This is a genomic window from Serratia sp. CY44782 (assembly GCF_052168715.1).
Classification (GTDB): domain Bacteria; phylum Pseudomonadota; class Gammaproteobacteria; order Enterobacterales; family Enterobacteriaceae; genus Serratia; species Serratia nevei.
Map to the genome: position 1 here is coordinate 220502 of NZ_JBJNME010000006.1, position 18818 is coordinate 239319.

Annotated in this window: 16 protein-coding genes; 12 read left to right on the plus strand and 4 right to left on the minus strand. The window is 61.1% G+C overall.

What is annotated here, in order from left to right; all coding sequences use genetic code 11:
* The first annotated feature begins 13 nt into the window (after positions 1–13).
* The 6 genes from ACJ8HT_RS13430 to gsiD all read left to right on the plus strand — a co-directional run bounded on the left by ACJ8HT_RS13430 (position 14) and on the right by gsiD (position 7207).
* Positions 14–550 carry a DUF924 family protein gene (locus ACJ8HT_RS13430; protein ID WP_038880951.1) on the plus strand — a complete coding sequence of 179 codons (537 nt, stop codon included), beginning with the start codon at positions 14–16 and terminating at the stop codon, positions 548–550.
* 356 nt (positions 551–906) lie between these two features.
* Positions 907–1863 (plus strand): isoaspartyl peptidase/L-asparaginase family protein, encoded by a 957-nt coding sequence (locus ACJ8HT_RS13435; protein WP_194571345.1) that lies wholly within the window; start codon positions 907–909, stop codon positions 1861–1863.
* Positions 1864–1882: 19 nt separating this feature from the next.
* The gene (locus ACJ8HT_RS13440; protein ID WP_197652129.1) at positions 1883–3757 is read left to right on the plus strand and encodes a dipeptide ABC transporter ATP-binding protein; all 1875 of its coding nucleotides are present in this window, start codon (positions 1883–1885) and stop codon (positions 3755–3757) included.
* A 23-nt stretch (positions 3758–3780) separates the two neighbouring features.
* Positions 3781–5316, plus strand: a complete 1536-nt coding sequence (gsiB, locus tag ACJ8HT_RS13445) for a glutathione ABC transporter substrate-binding protein GsiB (protein WP_016928459.1) — start codon at positions 3781–3783, stop codon at positions 5314–5316.
* 52 nt (positions 5317–5368) lie between these two features.
* Positions 5369–6289 carry a glutathione ABC transporter permease GsiC gene (gsiC, locus tag ACJ8HT_RS13450; RefSeq protein ID WP_038880960.1) on the plus strand — a complete coding sequence of 307 codons (921 nt, stop codon included), beginning with the start codon at positions 5369–5371 and terminating at the stop codon, positions 6287–6289.
* Between the two features lie 9 nt (positions 6290–6298).
* Positions 6299–7207 (plus strand): glutathione ABC transporter permease GsiD, encoded by a 909-nt coding sequence (gsiD, locus tag ACJ8HT_RS13455; RefSeq protein WP_197652128.1) that lies wholly within the window; start codon positions 6299–6301, stop codon positions 7205–7207.
* A gap of 433 nt (positions 7208–7640) precedes the next feature.
* On the opposite strand, the gene ACJ8HT_RS13460 is transcribed toward gsiD, so the two are convergent.
* The 4 genes from ACJ8HT_RS13460 to ptrR all read right to left on the minus strand — a co-directional run bounded on the left by ACJ8HT_RS13460 (position 7641) and on the right by ptrR (position 11362).
* Entirely contained in the window at positions 7641–7967 is a 327-nt protein-coding gene (locus ACJ8HT_RS13460; RefSeq protein ID WP_074181154.1) for a hypothetical protein, read from the minus strand.
* A 462-nt stretch (positions 7968–8429) separates the two neighbouring features.
* Positions 8430–9272, minus strand: a complete 843-nt coding sequence (gene fghA / locus ACJ8HT_RS13465; RefSeq protein WP_077038636.1) for an S-formylglutathione hydrolase — start codon at positions 9270–9272, stop codon at positions 8430–8432.
* 14 nt (positions 9273–9286) lie between these two features.
* The gene (locus tag ACJ8HT_RS13470) at positions 9287–10411 is read right to left on the minus strand and encodes an S-(hydroxymethyl)glutathione dehydrogenase/class III alcohol dehydrogenase (RefSeq protein WP_038880962.1); all 1125 of its coding nucleotides are present in this window, start codon (positions 10409–10411) and stop codon (positions 9287–9289) included.
* Between the two features lie 30 nt (positions 10412–10441).
* A complete protein-coding gene (gene ptrR / locus ACJ8HT_RS13475; protein ID WP_033654969.1) occupies positions 10442–11362 on the minus strand; it encodes a putrescine utilization regulator PtrR in 921 nt (306 codons plus the stop codon).
* A 105-nt stretch (positions 11363–11467) separates the two neighbouring features.
* Between ptrR and ACJ8HT_RS13480 the strand changes: the two genes are divergently transcribed.
* From ACJ8HT_RS13480 to mglA, 6 genes are all read left to right on the plus strand, one after another.
* Positions 11468–12625, plus strand: coding sequence for a YbfB/YjiJ family MFS transporter (locus tag ACJ8HT_RS13480; protein WP_197652127.1), 1158 nt, complete (start codon positions 11468–11470; stop codon positions 12623–12625).
* A gap of 244 nt (positions 12626–12869) precedes the next feature.
* Positions 12870–13535 (plus strand): GTP cyclohydrolase I FolE, encoded by a 666-nt coding sequence (gene folE / locus ACJ8HT_RS13485; RefSeq protein ID WP_004938969.1) that lies wholly within the window; start codon positions 12870–12872, stop codon positions 13533–13535.
* 79 nt (positions 13536–13614) lie between these two features.
* On the plus strand, positions 13615–14787 hold the full coding sequence (yeiB, locus tag ACJ8HT_RS13490) for a DUF418 domain-containing protein YeiB (RefSeq protein WP_274611583.1): 1173 nt from the start codon (positions 13615–13617) through the stop codon (positions 14785–14787).
* Positions 14788–14913: 126 nt separating this feature from the next.
* Positions 14914–15951, plus strand: a complete 1038-nt coding sequence (gene galS, locus ACJ8HT_RS13495; protein WP_038880975.1) for an HTH-type transcriptional regulator GalS — start codon at positions 14914–14916, stop codon at positions 15949–15951.
* A gap of 264 nt (positions 15952–16215) precedes the next feature.
* The gene (gene mglB, locus ACJ8HT_RS13500; RefSeq protein WP_049199016.1) at positions 16216–17208 is read left to right on the plus strand and encodes a galactose/glucose ABC transporter substrate-binding protein MglB; all 993 of its coding nucleotides are present in this window, start codon (positions 16216–16218) and stop codon (positions 17206–17208) included.
* A gap of 99 nt (positions 17209–17307) precedes the next feature.
* Positions 17308–18816 (plus strand): galactose/methyl galactoside ABC transporter ATP-binding protein MglA, encoded by a 1509-nt coding sequence (gene mglA, locus ACJ8HT_RS13505; RefSeq protein WP_033637724.1) that lies wholly within the window; start codon positions 17308–17310, stop codon positions 18814–18816.
* Positions 18817–18818: the final 2 nt, after the last annotated feature.

Consider the following 18818-nt stretch of genomic DNA (forward strand, 5'->3'; position numbering starts at 1 on the left):
GAGGAGAAAAGGCATGCATAAACAGGTTATCGAGTTCTGGTTCGACGAGATCGAACCGGTCATGTGGTTTAAAAAGGATGATGATTTCGATCGTCTGCTGCACAGCCGTTTCGGCGAAATCTGGCGGGCGGCGGCGGCGGGCGAGCTGGCACACTGGCGCGACACCATCGAAGGGCGCTTGGCGGAGGTGATCGTGCTCGATCAGTTCAGCCGCAACCTGTTCCGCGGCACGCCTCAGTCGTTCGCCTGCGATGGCATGGCGCTGATCCTGGCGCAGGAGGCGATCCGCAGCGGCGAGTGCGAACGGCTGAGCCGCGAGCAGCGCGGCTTCCTTTATCTGCCGTTTATGCATTCGGAATCGCCGCTGATCCACCAACAGGCCCTGGTGCTGTACACCGAGCTCAACAACGGCGACCAGCTGGAGTTCGAGCTGCGCCATAAGGCGATCATCGATCGTTTCGGCCGCTACCCACATCGCAATGCGATATTGGGGCGCACCAGCACGCCGGAAGAAGAGGCCTTTTTACAGCAGCCTGGATCGGGCTTTTAATCGTTGGATCATCTGCGCCCGGCCGGGGAAAAAACAGCAGGCCGGGCGCCATAATAAGCGTTATTCAGCGCGAACGTTTATTTCCTTACGCCATGCCGCTATTTCCACACGCGAAATTACCAATAATCTCAGCCGCACGTTCAGCGGTTTGATTTTTTATAACCTGCTGTTTTTATTCCAATAAGCTATTTCAAGGTGCGAAATGGTCTAAGCGCGCTACGCTAAAAGCGAGGCGTGGACGTTATGCTGTACTTCCACTGTAGGACTAAATAGAGTCGAAAAAGACTGAATAATAATGATACCGCGCTCAGCTTATTCGCTGCGCAACGGCGGGATTAACACAGGGTGTCAGGCAAATGAGCAAACCAGTGATTGCCATTCATGGCGGCGCGGGCGCAATTACCCGAGCGGCGCTGAGTGCGGAAAAAGAACGGCAGTATATTCAGGCGCTGTCCGAGATCGTGGCCGCCGGGCAGGCGGTACTGGCACAGGGGGGCAGCGCGCTGGACGCGGTGACCGAAGCGGTGCGGTTGCTCGAAGAGTGCCCGTTGTTCAACGCCGGCAAAGGCTCGGTGTTTACCCATCAGGGCACCCACGAGCTGGATGCCTGCGTGATGGACGGCCGTACCTGCGATGCCGGCGCCGTCGCCGGCGTCAGCCGTATCCGCAACCCGGTGCTGGCGGCGCGCGCGGTGCTGGAAAACAGCGAACACGTGCTGTTTGCCGCCGAAGGCGCCGAGAAGTTTGCCTCAGCCCACGGCCTGGAAATGGTCGCTCCCGATTTCTTCTTTACCCAGGAACGTTTCGATCAGCTGCACCGCGCCCAAGCGGAGCAGGGCCGGGTATTGCTCGATCACGACGGTGCGGCGCAGGCCGGCGAGCCGCTCGATCCCGATCGCAAATTCGGCACCGTCGGTGCGGTGGCGCTCGATGCGCTGGGCAACCTCGCCGCCGCCACTTCCACCGGCGGCATGACCAACAAGCAGGCCGGGCGGGTAGGTGATACGCCGATTATCGGCGCCGGCTGCTATGCCAACAACGCCACGGTGGCAGTCTCCAGCACCGGCACCGGCGAAATCTTCATGCGCGGCGTGGCGGCCTATGACGTCTCCGCCCTGATCGAATATGGCGGCCTCAGCCTGCAGGCCGCCAGCGATCGGGTGGTGATGGAGAAGTTGCCGGCACTGGGCGGCAGCGGCGGCATGATCGCCGTCGATCGCCACGGCAATATCGCGCTGCCGTTCAACTGCGAGGGGATGTATCGCGGTTTTGGCTATGTCGGCGATGCGCCGTCCGTCGGGATTTACCGCTAAGCGTTCACCGGGAGGGTGCATGACCGACGTTTCATTCCGGCCCGCCGACAACGGGTTGTCATTGCCGCCGCAGCGGGTGTTGACGGTGCGCGATCTGAGCATCAGCTTTCCTCAACCGGACGGCGCCGTGGCAGCGGTGCGCAACCTGTCGTTCGATCTCGATCGCGGCGAGACGCTGGCGATCGTCGGTGAGTCCGGCTCCGGCAAATCGGTGACTTCGCTGGGGCTTATGCGACTGGTGGAGCAGGGTGGCGGGCGCATCGTCGGCGGCGCCATGACGCTGCGCCAGCGCGACGGCGCGCTGCTCGATCTGGCGCGCGCCTCACAGAGCACGCTCCGCACGGTGCGCGGCGCCGATATGGCGATGATCTTCCAGGAGCCGATGACTTCGCTCAACCCGGTATTTCCGGTCGGCGAGCAGATTGCCGAATCGCTGCGCCTGCATCAGCGCATGGATCGCCGCAGCGCGCGCCAGGAGGCGCTGCGCATGCTCGATCTGGTGCGCATTCCGGAGGCCAAAGAGGTGCTGGGGCGCTACCCGCACCAGCTTTCCGGCGGCATGCGCCAGCGGGTGATGATCGCCATGGCGCTATCCTGCAAACCGGCGCTGCTGATCGCCGATGAACCCACCACCGCCCTCGACGTCACCATTCAGGCGCAGATCCTGCAGCTGATCCGCGTGCTGCAGCAAGAATTGCAGATGGGGGTGATCTTCATTACTCACGACATGGGCGTGGTGGCGGAGATCGCCGATCGGGTGCTGGTGATGCGCCGCGGCGAACAGGTAGAACAGAATCGGGTGCGCGAGCTGTTTGCCGCGCCGCAACAGGCCTATACCCGGGCGCTGTTGGCGGCGGTGCCGAAGTTGGGGGCGATGGCCGATCGGCCACTGCCGGCGAAATTTCCGCTGCCGGGCAGCGAGGGGGATACGGTGCCGCAGGATACCGTGCCGCCCAGCGCCGCGCCGATCCTGCGGGTGGAGCATCTGGTTACGCGCTTTGATCTGCGCGGCGGACTGTTCAATCGGATCACTCGCCGGGTGCACGCGGTGGAAAACGTCAGTTTCGATCTTTACCCCGGCGAGACGCTGGGGCTGGTGGGCGAGTCCGGCTGCGGCAAGTCCACCACCGGGCGCTCTTTGCTGAAGCTGGTGGACAGCCAGAGCGGCACCATCACCTTCGCCGGGCGGCGGATAGACCAATTGAAGGGGTCGGCGCTGCAGCACCTGCGGCGCGATATTCAGTTCATCTTTCAAGATCCCTACGCCTCGCTCGATCCGCGCCTGACGGTCGGTTTTTCCATCATGGAGCCGCTGCTGGTACACAACGTAATGCGCGGCCGGGAGGCGGAGCGGCGGGTGGCCTGGCTATTGGAACGCGTCGGCCTGCTGCCGGAGCATGCGCGCCGCTACCCGCACGAATTCTCCGGCGGCCAGCGCCAGCGTATCTGCATCGCGCGTGCGCTGGCGCTGAACCCGAAAGTGGTGATCGCCGACGAGGCAGTCTCGGCGCTGGACGTGTCGATTCAGGCGCAGATCGTCAATCTGTTGCTCGATCTGCAGCGCGAGTTCGGCATCGCTTTTCTGTTTATTTCACACGATATGGCGGTGGTGGAGCGCATCAGCCACCGGGTGGCGGTGATGTACCTCGGGCAGATCGTCGAGATCGGCCCACGGCAGGCGGTGTTCGACAATCCGCAGCACCCCTACACCCGCAAGCTGATGGCGGCGGTGCCGGTGGCCGATCCCGCTCATGCCCACAAACGGCAGCCGCTGCCGGCAGATGAGATCCCGAGCCCGGTGCGCGCGCTGGGCGATGAACCCGTTACCGCACCGCTGGTGCAGGTTGGCGCTGGGCACTTTGTCGCCCGCCACCCGATCGCCGGTGCTTTTTAAAGACCTCAGGAGAGACAAGCGACATGAAGCACACATTCAAACGCAATGCGCTGTTGGCCGCCGTACTGCTGGCGGCCGGAACCGGCCCGGTCTGGGCGGCGAAGGACGCGGTGATCGCCGTGGCCTCCAACTTCACCACCCTCGATCCTTACGACGCCAACGACACGCTGTCGCAGGCGGTGGCCAAGTCTTTCTATCAGGGGCTGTTCGGCTTCGATAAGGACATGAAGCTGGTGAACGTGCTGGCGGACAGCTATGAGGTCAGCAAAGACGGCCTGACCTACACGGTCAAACTGCGCCAGGGGATTAAATTCCACGACGGCACCGCGTTCAACGCCGAAGCGGTGAAGATCAACCTCGATCGCGCCAGCAACCCGGACAGCCACCTCAAGCGCTACAACCTGTTTAAGATGATCGACAAAACCGAGGCGGTGGACGCCAATACGGTGAAGATCGTGCTGAAGGCGCCGTTCTCGGCGTTCGTCAACAACCTGGCGCACCCGGCGGCGGCGATCATCTCGCCGGCGGCGCTGAAGCAATACGGCAAGGAGATCGGTTTCCACCCGGTTGGTACCGGGCCGTATCAGTTCGTGACCTGGAACCAGACCGATTTCGTCAAGGTGAAGAAGTTCGACGGCTACTGGCAGCCGGGGCTGCCGAAGCTCGACAGCATCACCTGGCGACCGGTGGTGGATAACAACACCCGCGCGGCGATGCTGCAGACCGGCGAGGCGACCTTCGCCTTCCCGATCCCTTACGAGCAGGCCAAGGTGCTGGAGGGCAACGCCAAGTTGGACGTAGTGGCAGCCCCGTCGATCCTGCAGCGTTACATCAGCATGAACGTCACCCAAAAGCCGTTCGACAACCCGAAGGTGCGCCAGGCGCTGAACTACGCCATCAACAAGGACGCGCTGATCAAGGTGGCGTTCGCCGGTTACGCGGTGCCGGCGGAAGGCCCGGTGCCGCCGGCGATCGACTTCGCCGCCCGCTATAAGCCGTGGCCGTACGATCCGGCCAAGGCGCGCGAGCTGCTGAAAGAGGCCGGCTACCCGAACGGCTTCACCACCACGCTGTGGTCTTCCCACAACCACAGCACCGCGCAGAAGGTGCTGCAGTTCACCCAACAGCAGCTGGCGCAGGTGGGGGTGAAAGTGACGGTGACGGCGATGGATGCCGGGCAGCGTGCGGCGCAGGTGGAGAGTGTCGGGGTGAAGGACACCGGGGTGCGGCTGTTCTACACCGGCTGGTCGGCCTCGACCGGGGAAGCGGACTGGGCGCTGTCGCCGCTGTTCTCTACCCAGGCGGCGCCGCCGAAGCAGTTCAACACCGCGTTCTACAGCAACCCGCAGGTGGACAAGGATCTGACCGACGCGTTGGCGACCACCGATCGCGCCGAGAAGCAGAAACTGTATCAGGACGCGCAGGATCGCATCTGGGCCGACGCGCCCTGGATCTTCCTGGCGACCGAACGTCTGTTGTCGGCCAACAGCAAACAGCTGAGCGGCTTCTACGTGATGCCGGATACCTCGTTCAACTTTGATAACGCCGATCTGAAATAAGGCGCCCATCCCCGCCTGCGGCCAAGCGGCGGCGGGCGGGGGAAGGAATGAGATGCTCAATTATTTTCTGAAACGACTGCTGGGCCTGATCCCGACGCTGCTGATCGTGGCGGTGCTGGTGTTCCTGTTCGTCCACCTGTTGCCGGGCGATCCGGCGCGGCTGGCGGCGGGGCCGGAGGCCGACGAGGCGGTGGTGCAGCTGGTGCGCAAGGATTTGGGGCTGGATAAGCCGCTGCCGCAGCAGTTCGCGCACTTCTTCGTCAACGCGCTGCGGGGCGACTTCGGCATCTCGATGGTGTCCAAACGCCCGGTGAGCGAAGAGATCGCCTCGCGCTTTATGCCGACCTTCTGGCTGACCGTCACCAGCATGCTGTGGGCGGTGGCGTTCGGCTTGGCGATCGGCGTGGTGTCGGCGGTGTGGCGCAACCGCTGGCCGGATCGCCTCGGCATGACGCTGGCGGTGTCGGGGATCTCGTTCCCGGCCTTTGCGCTCGGCATGCTGCTGATGCAGGTATTCTCGGTCGAGCTGGGGTGGCTGCCGACGGTGGGCGCCGACAGCTGGCGGCACTACATTCTGCCTTCGATCACCCTGGGGGCGGCGGTGGCGGCGGTGATGGCGCGCTTCACCCGCGCTTCGTTCGTCGAGGTACTGCAGGAGGACTACATGCGCACCGCGCGCGCCAAGGGCGTGCGGGAAAGCGTGGTGGTGATGAAGCACGGCCTGCGCAACGCGATGATCCCGGTGGTGACCATGATGGGGCTGCAGTTCGGTTTCCTGCTCGGCGGTTCGATCGTGGTGGAGAAGGTGTTCAATTGGCCGGGGCTGGGGCGGTTGCTGGTGGACTCGGTGGAGATGCGCGATTACCCGGTGATCCAGGCCGAGGTGCTGCTGTTCTCGCTGGAGTTCATCCTGATCAACCTGTTGGTGGATATGCTGTACGCGGCGATCAACCCAGCGATTCGTTATCAATGAGGGCGCGGCATGATTAAGCATTGGCGGCGCAACGCCGCACTGAAGGCGATGCCGCTTATCGATCCCAACGCGGTACGCACGCCGTGGGGCGAGTTTTGGCGGCGTTTTCGCCGCCAGCGGGCGGCGCTGGTCGCCGGCCTGTTCGTGCTGCTGCTGATTGCGGCGGCGCTGCTGGCGCCTTATCTGGCACCGTTCGATGCGGAAAATTATTTCGATTACGACCGGCTGAACGAAGGGCCTTCGCTGATGCACTGGCTGGGCGTCGATTCCCTCGGGCGCGATATCTTCAGCCGCATCCTGATGGGCACGCGCATTTCGCTGGCGGCCGGGGTGTTCTCGGTGCTGGCGGGCGGGGCGATCGGCACCCTGCTGGGGCTGCTGGCCGGCTACTATGAGGGCTGGTGGGATCGCCTCACCATGCGCGTCTGCGACGTGCTGTTCGCGTTTCCCGGCATTCTACTGGCGATCGGCGTGGTGGCGATCATGGGCAGCGGCATGGCCAATGTGATCGTCGCGGTGGCGATCTTCAGCATTCCGGCCTTCGCCCGCCTGGTGCGCGGCAATACGCTGGTGCTGAAGCACCTGACCTATATCGAATCGGCGCGCAGCATCGGCGCCTCGGACTGGACCATCATCCTGCGGCACATTCTGCCGGGCACCCTGTCTTCGATAGTGGTCTATTTCACCCTGCGCATCGGCACCTCGATCATCACCGCCGCCAGCCTGTCGTTTCTGGGGCTGGGCGCCCAGCCGCCGACGCCGGAGTGGGGGGCGATGCTCAACGAAGCGCGTGCCGATATGGTGATCGCGCCGCACGTGGCGATCTTCCCTAGCCTGGCGATATTCATCACCGTGCTGGTCTTCAACCTGTTGGGCGACGGATTGCGTGACGCGTTGGATCCTAAGCTGAAGGGATGATGGAGAAAGCTATTGCCATGTGGGTATTCTGCATGGCGAATAGCCTGTTTCTGCCGGATATTCAGACCTTTGCAATTTTTTTGCGTGCTCGCTTTTTGTTATCGCGATTAAGGGAGGAAAAGTGAAATCCACGTTCTTCTTTACTTTTGGTTGCCCGTCGCTCGATGAGTGGGTTCAATATGCTAATGCCGTTAAAGCTGTTTTGCCAATAAATTGCTTTTACTTCTGATGATGTGTCCTGGCGTGTTATTTTATTCCTATTTCTCTGCGTTTGTATTTTATTTTGGCTGTGGTTTGTTGCAGGTCTTTTTGACCAGGGTTAGGTACGGCCAGTTTTTACTGATAATCGTGTTATTAAAGATCTTCTGCCGCTGTTGAACGCGCTCTTTTGGGAATTGCCGGTATTTCAGGCCTGCAATTCCCTTTATCCAAGCTACTCGATCAGCACAATGGCAAAACCGATTAACGTCGTGCCAACGGCATCATAGGTCGCAATCTGCCCGTTGGAGGCAGAGGAAACAAACGGTGTTCCCTGGCCCGAAGTGCCGAGCACTGCATGCCCATATGGCGTTACAGCCAATGCATCATCCGGGACACCAATTTCATTAAGCGGAGGTGTTGTTCTGGACTGCGCGACAGGATAATTCCCACTGTTCCAGTCAGTGGTATTCCATTTTCCGTCGCTTCCTAACCATTGAACTGAGAAATTAAATACATAGCCACCTTTATTATTTACGGTGATTTTCTGAACTTGTCTCATGGTATTTTCCTTTAATATTTACTGTGTAATAAAAAAGCGTTATTTATCTGTGCGTCGGCATGAGGTTTAATCCTGGCCTTACACTTAATCGTATCAGAGTAATTTATTTCCACAACAAGCTTGGATATTAAATTATTTAATTGCTGAGCTAATTAAAGGATATGAAATGACAATAATTAGGAGTTGCTTAAATCAGGGTGGAATAATGGCCACTTAATTAATTAGAATAATATTAGATGTGGAGATTGCAGATAATTAGTTAGTTGTCATGAGGTTTGCTCGTTATATCACCCTGTTTTTATTTTTTGTGTTCTCCCTGTTTTATTGATTTTTCAAATAGTATCAGGCTGCCCGCCGATCTCTGGGCACTCGCTCAGCCCACACAAATGGGAGGATAATTATCGATTTTTTCTCAACGGAATCTGAAGAAATCCGGGCGGTTTAACCACCCGGATTTTTCTATCAGCGGAACAGGTGCTCGGCGTGGAAGCGCAGGTGATCTTCCACGAAGGTGGCGATGGTGAAGTAGCTGTGATCGTACCCCGGCTGAATGCGCAGCGTCAGCGGCCAGTCGCGCTGGCGCGCCAGCTCCGCTAACCGCGCCGGCTGCAGCTGGTCGGCCAGGAACTGGTCGTCGTCGCCCTGGTCGATAAGGACCGGCATTTTTTCCGCGCCGCTGGCCAGCAGATGGCAACTGTCGTACTGCAGCCACTGGTTTTCGTCGCTGCCCAGATAGGCGGTGAACGCCTTGCGGCCCCACGGCACCTGGCACGGGTTAACGATCGGCGCGAACGCCGATACCGAGCGGAAGCGCTGCGGATTGCGAAACGCCATCATCAGCGCGCCGTGGCCGCCCATCGAGTGGCCGAAGATCGACTGACGATCGCTGACGCTGAAGTGCTGTTCGATCAGCGCCGGCAGTTCGGCGCTGATGTAGTCGTACATGCGGAAATGGCGATCCCACGGCGCCTGGGTGGCATTCAGGTAGAACCCGGCACCCTGGCCCAGATCGTAGCCTTCGTCGTTCGGCACTTCGTCGCCACGCGGGCTGGTGTCCGGCATCACCAGCACCAGACCCAGCTCGGCGGCGATGCGCTGCGCGCCGGCTTTCAACGTGAAGTTCTCGTCGTTGCAGGTCAGCCCCGACAGCCAGTACAGCACCGGCGGCGGGTTGTCATCGCGCGGCGGCGGCAGGTAGATGCTGAATGTCATGTTGCAATTCAGGCTCTGCGCCGCGTGGCGATAGCGCTGCTGCCAGCCGCCGAACATGCGGTGCTCTTCGAGAAGTTCCAATGACAACGTCATCTCTGCCTCCTGGCTTATTGGTCGAAGTGGATGACGGAACGGATCGATTTGCCTTCGTGCATCAAATCGAACGCTTCGTTGATCTGCTCCAGTCCCATGGTGTGGGTGATAAAGTCGTTCAGCGCGAATTCGCCGTCCAGATAGCGCTCGACGATGCCCGGCAGCTGCGAACGGCCCTTGACGCCGCCGAACGCCGAACCACGCCAGACGCGGCCGGTGACCAGTTGGAACGGACGGGTCGAGATCTCTTCGCCGGCGCCTGCGACGCCGATGATCACCGATTCGCCCCAGCCCTTGTGGCAGCACTCCAGCGCGGAACGCATCACGTTCACGTTGCCGATGCACTCGAAGGAGAAATCGACGCCGCCGTCGGTCAGCTCGACGATCACCTCCTGAATCGGCTTGTCATAGTCTTTCGGGTTGATCAGATCGGTGGCGCCCAGCTTGCGGGCCAGATCGAACTTGCTGGTGTTAATGTCGATGCCGATGATGCGGCCCGCGCCGGCCATCTGCGCGCCGATGATCGCCGACAGGCCGATGCCGCCCAGGCCGAAGATTGCCACGGTGTCGCCCGGTTGCACTTTGGCGGTGTTCATCACCGCGCCCATGCCGGTGGTCACGCCGCAGCCCAGCAGGCACACTTCTTCCAGCGGCGCTTCCTTGTTGATTTTCGCCAGTGAGATTTCCGGCACCACGGTGTACTCAGAGAAGGTGGACGTGCCCATGTAGTGGAAGATCGGCTTGCCGTCCTTGAAGAAGCGGGTGGTGCCGTCCGGCATCAGCCCTTTGCCCTGGGTGGCGCGGATCGCCTGGCACAGGTTGGTCTTGCCGGATTTACAGAATTTGCACTCGCCGCACTCCGGGGTGTAGAGCGGGATCACGTGATCGCCGACCGCCACGCTGGTGACGCCTTCACCGACCGCTTCCACCACGCCGCCGCCCTCGTGGCCGAGGATCGCCGGGAACACGCCTTCCGGATCTTTGCCGGACAGGGTGTAGGCGTCGGTGTGACAAACGCCGGTGGCGACGATCCGCACCAGCACTTCGCCTTTTTGCGGTGGCATCAGCTCGACTTCTTCGATCTTCAGCGGCTGGTTCGGGCCCCAGGCAACGGCGGCGCGGGTTTTGATCATCTCCATCATAGTCTCCTCAGTGGTTTTCTTTTTAAATCAGGCGATATCGACAACGTCTGATAAATCGTTGGGGGTGCTTTCATCAACAGCGGCGGTTTCCGTCTGTTCAATAATCAACTCTTTCAGCGCGCGCACGTTCGGCCCGAACGCGTCGCGGCGCCACAGCAGCCAGGTGGCGGTGTCGGCCACGTCCGGTGGCAGGGGGTGAACCCGGACCCGCTCATGGCCCGGCAGCAGGCTCAGTACCGAGTGCGGGATCATCGCCAGCCCGGCGCCGCTGGCGACGCAGGCCAGCATGGCGTGATAGGACTGGATCTCCATAATTTGCCCCGGCCGCGCGCCTTCGCGCTTGAACCAGGCCTCCAGCCGCAGGCGGTAGGAGCAGCTGGCGCGAAAGGCGAACAGCGTCTCGCCATTGGCGTCTTTGGCGCTGTGGATCGGCGCGTGATCGAGACAGGAAATCACCACCATATGTTCAGGATAGGCGATGCAGCCGTTCAGCTCGTCATAGGGTACCGGGCCGTCGACCAGCGCCGCGGCCAGCGTGCCGGCGCGCACCCGATCGGCGATTTCGCCGGAGGTGCCGGTGGTCAGCGACAGCGAAACCTGCGAGAAACGCTGGTGGTAAGCCGCCAGCAGCGAGGGCAGGCGGGTGGCGGCGGTGCTCTCCATCGAGCCGAGGGCGAAGTTACCCGCCGGTTCGCCGGCGTGGGTGATGCTCATCGCCTCATCGCTCAGCGCCAGGATGCGGTTGGCGTAGCACAGAAAGTTATGGCCCATCGGCGACAGGCGCAGGCGCTGTTTTTCGCGGATAAACAGATCGGCGCCCAGCTCCTGCTCAAGCTGGCGCAGCCGGGTGGTCAAATTCGACGGCACGCGGTGCAGCTGCTCGGCGGCGCGGGCGACCGAGCCGGTTTCCGCCACGCAGCAGAACATGCGAAGCTGGGTCAGATCCATAATATTCTCGTTTCGTGATGAACTTGATAACTATTATTCAGTTTTTGTGAGTTTAATACTGCGGCATGATACTGGCAACTTTCTTTTAACCTTTTGGATACCGGTATGGCTTTACGTATTGCCTTGAGCGGTTTTGCCGCGCTGATCGTCGCGATGGGCATTGGCCGCTTCGCTTTCACTCCCCAGGTGCCGCTGATGCTCGCGGAGCACCAGTTCAGCCTCACCGGCGCCGGGATGGTGGCGGCGATCAACTATTTGGGCTACCTGTGCGGCGCCTACGACGCGATGCGCGCCACGCGCCACGTCGAGCGGCGCCTGTGGCTTGGCGTGTGGGGCGCGGTGGTGCTGACGCTGCTGTCGGCGCTGGCGCAGGATGAATGGACGCACGGTGCGCTGCGCTTCGTCATCGGCTGGGCCAGCGGCTGGGCGATGGTGCTGGTGGCGGCCTGGACCAACGAGCGGTTGGCGCACTACGGCCGGCCGGCGCTGAGCGCGGCGGTGTTCGCCGGGCCGGGTGCCGGTATCTTCCTCAGCGGCATGCTGGCGGTGGGCATCAACACGCTGGGGCTGACGGCGGCGCAGGCCTGGCTGGTGTATGGCGTGCTGGGGTTGGTGTTGGTGGGGGCGATTAGCGCTTATCTGCCGCGCACCGGCGCGCTGCACCGCCCGGAGGCGGCCCCTGAGCCGCTGCTGCTGACGCCGGCGCTCAAGCGCCTGGTGTGGAGCTATAGTCTGGCCGGGTTCGGCTACATCCTGCCGGCGACGTTCTTGTCGCAGATGGCGGCGGCACGTTTTCCCGGTAGCCTGTTCGCGCAGTTCGTCTGGCCGGTGTTCGGCGGCGCGGCGGTGCTGGGGATCGTTATCGGCATTTTGACTCGCCACAGGCTGACCACCCAGACCCGGCTGGCGATCACGCTGTGGATACAGGCGCTGGGCGTGCTGAGCGCCGAAGTGGTGCCGGGCGTGGCCGGCCTGGCGCTCGGGGCGTTGCTGACCGGCGGCGGTTTCCTCTGCGTGGTGCAGCTCGCCCTTCAGCACGGCCGTGAACTGGCGCCGCGGCATGCGCGCTATATGGCCGGGTTGCTGACTACCGGTTATGCGATCGGCCAGCTGGTTGGGCCGATGCTGTCGGCGCTGTCGACCGCCATGACCCATCGGCTGGAGCCGGCGTTGTACGTGGCGGTGGCAGCGCTGTTGGTGGCCGGTGCGCTGGTGGTGAATACCCCGGCGCGGCGGCTGGCGCAAAAAACGGCGATGCGCTGATTAAAATCCATACAAAAAGCGTGGGATCCCGCAGCCGGCCTGATTGTGCTAAATGCGAATATTTCACCTGCGGATGAAGCACAATCACTGGATAATCGCCGCGCTCTCATCTACAGTGGGGGCAAAATCTTGACCGGGTTCACGTTATCCATCACGAAAACTCTGCCGTCACGAGAGCAAGCAATTCGCCGGCCGCACGCCCTACCAGGCCGCCGGCGGGTTCCGTCCGCAGGAGAACAAATACATGACATCATTAAGTAAAGAAGCCGCGCTGGTGCATGCGGCGCTGGAAGAGCGTGGTCTGGAGACACCGCTGCGCGGGGAAGTGCTGGATCGCGAAACGCGCAAGCGTCGCATCAAAGAGCACATGACCGAAATCATGCAGCTGCTGAATCTCGATCTGTCCGACGACAGCCTGGCGGAGACGCCGCATCGCATCGCCAAAATGTATGTCGACGAGATCTTCTCCGGGCTGGACTACGCCAATTTCCCGAAAATCACCGTCATCGAGAACAAAATGAAGGTGGATGAGATGGTGACGGTGCGCGATATCACGCTGACCAGCACCTGCGAGCACCACTTCGTGACCATCGACGGCAAGGCCACCGTGGCCTATATCCCGAAAGACTCGGTGATCGGCCTGTCGAAGATCAACCGCATCGTGCAGTTCTTCTCTCAGCGCCCGCAGGTGCAAGAGCGCCTGACCCAGCAGATCCTGGTGGCGCTGCAGACTCTGCTCGGCACCAATAACGTGGCGGTATCGATCGATGCGGTCCATTATTGTGTCAAGGCGCGCGGCATCCGTGACGCGACCAGCGCCACCACCACCACCTCGTTGGGGGGGCTGTTCAAGTCCAGCCAGAATACCCGCCAGGAGTTCCTGCGCGCGGTGCGTCATCACCAGGGGTGATGGCGTTGCGGGGCGACCCGCACGACGACAACAGGCGCCTGCGGGCGCCTTTTTCATGAGCGGAAGACAGCGATAAAAAATGAACAGTCACCCTCTGCCGCGCATCGCCACGCTGGACTGCGTGCGCGGCATCGCCATTCTCGGCATTTTATTGCTGAACATCAGCGCCTTCGGCTTGCCGAAGGCCGCCTATCTCAACCCGGCCTATCTGGGCATGCCGTCGTCGCACGACGCCTGGACCTGGGCGCTGCTCGATCTCTTCGCCCAGGCCAAGTTCCTGGCGATGTTCGCGCTGCTGTTCGGCGCCGGGCTGCAGATGCTGCTGCGGCGCGGCAAAAGCTGGATCCGCGCGCGGCTGTCGTGGCTGGTGCTGTTCGGCCTCGCGCACGCCATCTTCCTGTGGGACGGCGATATTCTGCTGGCCTATGGGCTGATCGGCCTGGTGTGCTGGCGCATGATCCGCGAAGCCAAAGAAACCTTCCAGCTGCTGAAAACCGGCGTGGTGCTCTATCTGATCGGCGTAGCGGTGCTGTTGCTGCTCGGCTTCGTCTCGCACGGTGAGCCGGGCAGCTTCTGGCAGCCGGGCGTGGCGGAGCTGCAGTACGAGAAGTTCTGGAAGCTGCAGGGCGGTTTCGAAGCCTGGCGCAGCCGCGCCGATCTGCTCTCGTCCAGCCTGTTGGCCATCGGCGCGCAGTATGGCTGGGAGCTGGCGGGGCTGATGCTGTTCGGCGCCGGGCTGATGCGCAGCGGCTGGCTGCGCGGCAGTTATTCCTCAGGTTATTACCTGCGGCAGGCGGCGTGGCTGCTGCCGCTTTCGGTGCTGATCCAGCTGCCGGCGGTGGCGCTGCAATGGCAGGTCCACTGGGACTATCGCTGGAGCGGTTTCCTGCTGCAGGTGCCGCGTGAGCTGGGCGCCCCGCTGCAGGCGATGGGCTATCTGGCGCTGTGCTACGGTTTCTGGCCCGCGCTGTCGCGCATGCGCATCGCCCACTGGCTGAGCCTGGTGGGGCGCATGGCGCTGAGCAACTACCTGCTGCAAACGCTGATCTGCACCACGCTGTTTTATCGCTTCGGCCTCTATGAGCAGTTCGACCGGCTGCAGCTGTTGGCGTTCGTGCCGCTGGTCTGGCTGGCCAACCTGGCGTTTTCCGCACTGTGGCTGCGTTACTTCGCTCAGGGGCCGATGGAATGGCTGTGGCGCAAGCTGACGCAGCTGGCCGCCGGCACAGCGGAACCCAAAGCGCTGAAGTGAGCGCCAGCCGGCAGGTTAAAAAAATGTATGTAAACGTTTTCTTTCCTGTGACGTAATTCACGCGAGCAGCGGGCCAATCGGGGTAGGATAGCGCCACCGGCCACTACCCCGATTTCAGGATCCCGCATGCCTCCAGTTCATCCGATCACCATTCGCGACGTGGCGAAACGCGCCGGGGTCTCCGTGGCGACCGTCTCCCGCGTGCTGAACCACAGCGCGCTGACCAGCAAAGAGACGCGCGAGCAGGTGCTGCAGGCGGTGGCGGAGCTGGGCTATCGCCCCAACGCCAATGCGCAGGCGCTGGCGACCCAAAGCAGCGATACCCTGGGCGTGGTGGTGATGGACGTCTCCGACCCGTTCTTCGGCGCGCTGGTGAAAGCGGTAGACACGGTGGCACAGAAACACCACAAATACCTGCTGATCGGCAACAGCTATCATCAGGCGGACAAAGAGCGCCACGCGATCGAAGTGCTGATCCGCCAGCGCTGTAATGCCCTGATTGTCCATGCCAAAGCCCTGAGCGACGCCGAGCTGATCGGCTTTCTGGAGCAGGTGCCGGGCATGGTGCTGATCAACCGGATTATCCCCGGCTATGAGCCGCGCTGCGTCGGGCTGGATAACGTCTGCGGCGCGGAAATGGCGATGCGTCTTTTGCTGTCGCAGGGCCATCGGCGCATCGGCTATCTGGGCTCCAATCACCCGATCGAAGACGGGCCGCTGCGCCAGCAGGGCTATGCGCAGGCGATGGCCGCCGCCGGGCTGGCGACGCCCGACAACTGGCGCGCCTACGGTTCACCGGATCTGCAGGGCGGCGAGGCCGCGATGGTGGAACTGTTGGGGCGTAACCTACAGCTGAGCGCGGTGTTCGCCTACAACGACGCCATGGCCGCCGGCGCCATGGCGGTGCTGAAAGAAAACGGTATCACGGTGCCGCAGCATTTCTCGCTGATCGGCTTCGACGACATCCCCATCGCGCGTTACACCAGCCCCAAACTTACCACAGTGCGCTACCCGATCGTCTCGATGGCCACGCTGGCGACCGAGCTGGCATTGCAGGGTGCAGCGGGCCTGGCGGAGCCGCAGGCCGCTCATCTGTTCATGCCGACGCTGGTGCGCCGCCATTCTGTCGCCCCCTGGCAAAGTGAGGCGACGGTCACTCTCTGACGATTTAATCTTGTGTAACCGTTTTCAATCTGTGAGAAAATTCACAGAATATTAACATCGCGCCGTCTATGCTCTAGGCGTTTTCCGGCGCAAAGGCCCTTGCCGCTGCAACCTTTACCTCGCGCTGACACAGCATTTCTCGGAAATAACAAGATCCACGGACGACAGGTGTTGAGTGGAAATCGCCTGGCCTGGGGTGTGCGCACTGCCGGTGACCATTGGCTTAAAGACGAGTAATACCCTACACAGAACCGGAGACTGACAATGAATAAGAAGGTTTTCACCCTGGCCGCCATGGCCGCAGCCATGATGTTTGGCGCCGCAGCCCATGCTGACACCCGTATTGGCGTCACGATTTACAAGTACGACGACAACTTCATGTCGGTGGTGCGCAAGGCGATCGAGAAAGACGCCAAGGCTTCACCGGACGTCACCCTGCTGATGAATGACTCGCAGAACGACCAGTCCAAGCAGAACGATCAGATCGACGTGTTGCTGGCCAAGGGCGTGAAAGCGCTGGCGATCAACCTGGTCGACCCGGCCGCGGCGCCGGTGGTTATCGATAAGGCGCGCGCAAACGATATCCCGGTGGTGTTCTACAACAAAGAACCTTCCCGCAAGGCGTTGGACAGCTACGACAAGGCGTATTACGTCGGCACCGATTCTAAAGAATCCGGCGTGATCCAGGGCGAGCTGATCGCCAAACACTGGAAAGCCAACCCGGCCTGGGATCTGAACAAAGACGGCCAGATCCAGTACGTGCTGCTGAAGGGCGAACCGGGCCACCCGGATGCTGAGGCGCGCACCACCTACGTGGTGAAAACGTTGAACGACCAGGGCATCAAAACTCAGCAGCTGCAGATGGATACCGCGATGTGGGATACCGCGCAGGCGAAAGACAAGATGGACGCCTGGCTCTCTGGCCCGAACGCCAACAAGATCGAAGTGGTGATCGCTAACAACGACGCCATGGCGATGGGCGCGGTGGAAGCGCTGAAAGCGCACAACAAGACCAGTATCCCGGTGTTTGGCGTCGATGCGTTGCCTGAAGCGCTGGCGCTGGTGAAATCCGGCGCGATGGCGGGCACGGTGCTGAACGACGCCGACAACCAGGCGAAAGCCACCTTCGAGCTGGCGAAGAACCTGGCGGCGGGCAAGCCGGCCACCGAAGGCACCCAATATAAAATCGAAAATAAAGTCGTGCGTATTCCTTACGTCGGCGTAGATAAAGACAACCTGTCTCAGTTCATTAAATAAGAATTGAGATCCCGCTAAGACCCCGCCTGCGGCGCCAACACCAGGAATACCGCAGGCGGGGATGTTTACGACTGCAAGATCGTTAAGCCAGGTGTATTTATGGCCGATAGCTCACGCGAATTTCTGCTGGAAATGACGGATATCTGTAAGTCGTTTCCCGGCGTCAAAGCCTTGGACAATGTCAATTTACGCGTCCGCCCGCACTCGATTCACGCCCTGATGGGGGAGAACGGCGCGGGTAAATCGACGTTGTTGAAATGCCTGTTCGGCATTTACAAAAAAGACAGCGGCAGCATTGTGTTTCAGGGCCGGGAAATCGATTTCAAGAGTTCGAAGGAAGCGCTGGAGCACGGCGTTTCCATGGTGCACCAGGAGCTGAACCTGGTACTGCAGCGCACCGTGATGGACAACATGTGGCTGGGGCGCTACCCGACCAAAGGCCTGTTCGTCGATCAGGAAAAAATGCTCAAAGACACCCAGGCGATATTCGACGAGCTGGATATCGACATCAACCCGCGTGAAAAGGTGGGCAACCTGTCGGTGTCGCAGATGCAGATGATCGAGATCGCCAAGGCGTTCTCCTACGACGCCAAAATCGTCATCATGGATGAACCGACCTCTTCGCTGACGGAGAAAGAGGTCAATCACCTGTTCACCATTATCCGCAAGCTGAAAGAGCGAGGTTGCGGCATCGTTTATATCTCGCACAAGATGGAAGAGATCTTCCAGCTGTGCGACGAGATAACGGTGCTGCGCGACGGGCAGTGGATCGCCACCCAGCCGCTGGAAGGGCTGGATATGGACAAGATCATCGCCATGATGGTCGGCCGCTCGCTCAGCCAGCGCTTCCCCGACAGGCAGAATACGCCGGGTGAGGTGATCCTCGAGGTGAAGAACCTGACGTCGCTGCGTCAGCCTTCGATCCGCGATGTGTCCTTCGATCTGCATCAAGGCGAGATCCTCGGCATCGCCGGGCTGGTGGGTGCCAAGCGAACCGATATCGTCGAGACGCTGTTCGGCATTCGCGAAAAGGTGGCGGGCACCATCAAGCTGCACGGCAAGGCGATTGACAACCACAGCGCCAACGAAGCCATCAACCACGGTTTTGCGCTGGTGACCGAAGAACGCCGATCCACCGGGATTTATGCCTACCTCGACGTGGGCTTCAACTCGCTGATCTCCAATATCCGCAATTATAAAAACAAGCTCGGCCTGCTGGATAACGCGCGGATGAAGAGCGACACCCAGTGGGTGATCGACGCCATGCGGGTGAAAACGCCGGGGCATCACACCCATATCGGCTCGCTGTCCGGCGGCAATCAGCAGAAGGTGATCATCGGCCGCTGGCTGCTGACGCAGCCGGAGATCCTGATGCTGGATGAACCGACGCGCGGCATCGACGTGGGCGCCAAGTTCGAGATTTATCAGCTGATGACCGAACTGGCGAAGAAGGGCAAGGGGATCATTATCGTCTCGTCCGAAATGCCGGAGCTTTTGGGGATCACCGACCGTATTTTGGTGATGAGCAATGGTCAGGTTGCGGGCATCGTTAACACCAAACAGACCTCGCAAAATGAAATCTTACGTCTCGCCTCCCTGCACCTTTAAGG

Bases quoted from the DNA above. Each gene is read 5' to 3' on its own strand.
- ACJ8HT_RS13435 (WP_194571345.1), top strand. From the start codon at position 907: ATGAGCAAACCAGTGATTGCCATTCATGGCGGCGCGGGCGCAATTACC.
- gsiB (WP_016928459.1), top strand. From the start codon at position 3,781: ATGAAGCACACATTCAAACGCAATGCGCTGTTGGCCGCCGTACTGCTG.
- ACJ8HT_RS13470 (WP_038880962.1), bottom strand. From the start codon at position 10,411: ATGGAGATGATCAAAACCCGCGCCGCCGTTGCCTGGGGCCCGAACCAG.
- mglA (WP_033637724.1), top strand. From the start codon at position 17,308: ATGGCCGATAGCTCACGCGAATTTCTGCTGGAAATGACGGATATCTGT.
- gsiD (WP_197652128.1), top strand. From the start codon at position 6,299: ATGATTAAGCATTGGCGGCGCAACGCCGCACTGAAGGCGATGCCGCTT.
- gsiC (WP_038880960.1), top strand. From the start codon at position 5,369: ATGCTCAATTATTTTCTGAAACGACTGCTGGGCCTGATCCCGACGCTG.
- ptrR (WP_033654969.1), bottom strand. From the start codon at position 11,362: ATGGATCTGACCCAGCTTCGCATGTTCTGCTGCGTGGCGGAAACCGGC.
- yeiB (WP_274611583.1), top strand. From the start codon at position 13,615: ATGAACAGTCACCCTCTGCCGCGCATCGCCACGCTGGACTGCGTGCGC.
- ACJ8HT_RS13480 (WP_197652127.1), top strand. From the start codon at position 11,468: ATGGCTTTACGTATTGCCTTGAGCGGTTTTGCCGCGCTGATCGTCGCG.
- galS (WP_038880975.1), top strand. From the start codon at position 14,914: ATGCCTCCAGTTCATCCGATCACCATTCGCGACGTGGCGAAACGCGCC.
- ACJ8HT_RS13440 (WP_197652129.1), top strand. From the start codon at position 1,883: ATGACCGACGTTTCATTCCGGCCCGCCGACAACGGGTTGTCATTGCCG.
- fghA (WP_077038636.1), bottom strand. From the start codon at position 9,272: ATGACGTTGTCATTGGAACTTCTCGAAGAGCACCGCATGTTCGGCGGC.
- ACJ8HT_RS13430 (WP_038880951.1), top strand. From the start codon at position 14: ATGCATAAACAGGTTATCGAGTTCTGGTTCGACGAGATCGAACCGGTC.
- ACJ8HT_RS13460 (WP_074181154.1), bottom strand. From the start codon at position 7,967: ATGAGACAAGTTCAGAAAATCACCGTAAATAATAAAGGTGGCTATGTA.
- folE (WP_004938969.1), top strand. From the start codon at position 12,870: ATGACATCATTAAGTAAAGAAGCCGCGCTGGTGCATGCGGCGCTGGAA.
- mglB (WP_049199016.1), top strand. From the start codon at position 16,216: ATGAATAAGAAGGTTTTCACCCTGGCCGCCATGGCCGCAGCCATGATG.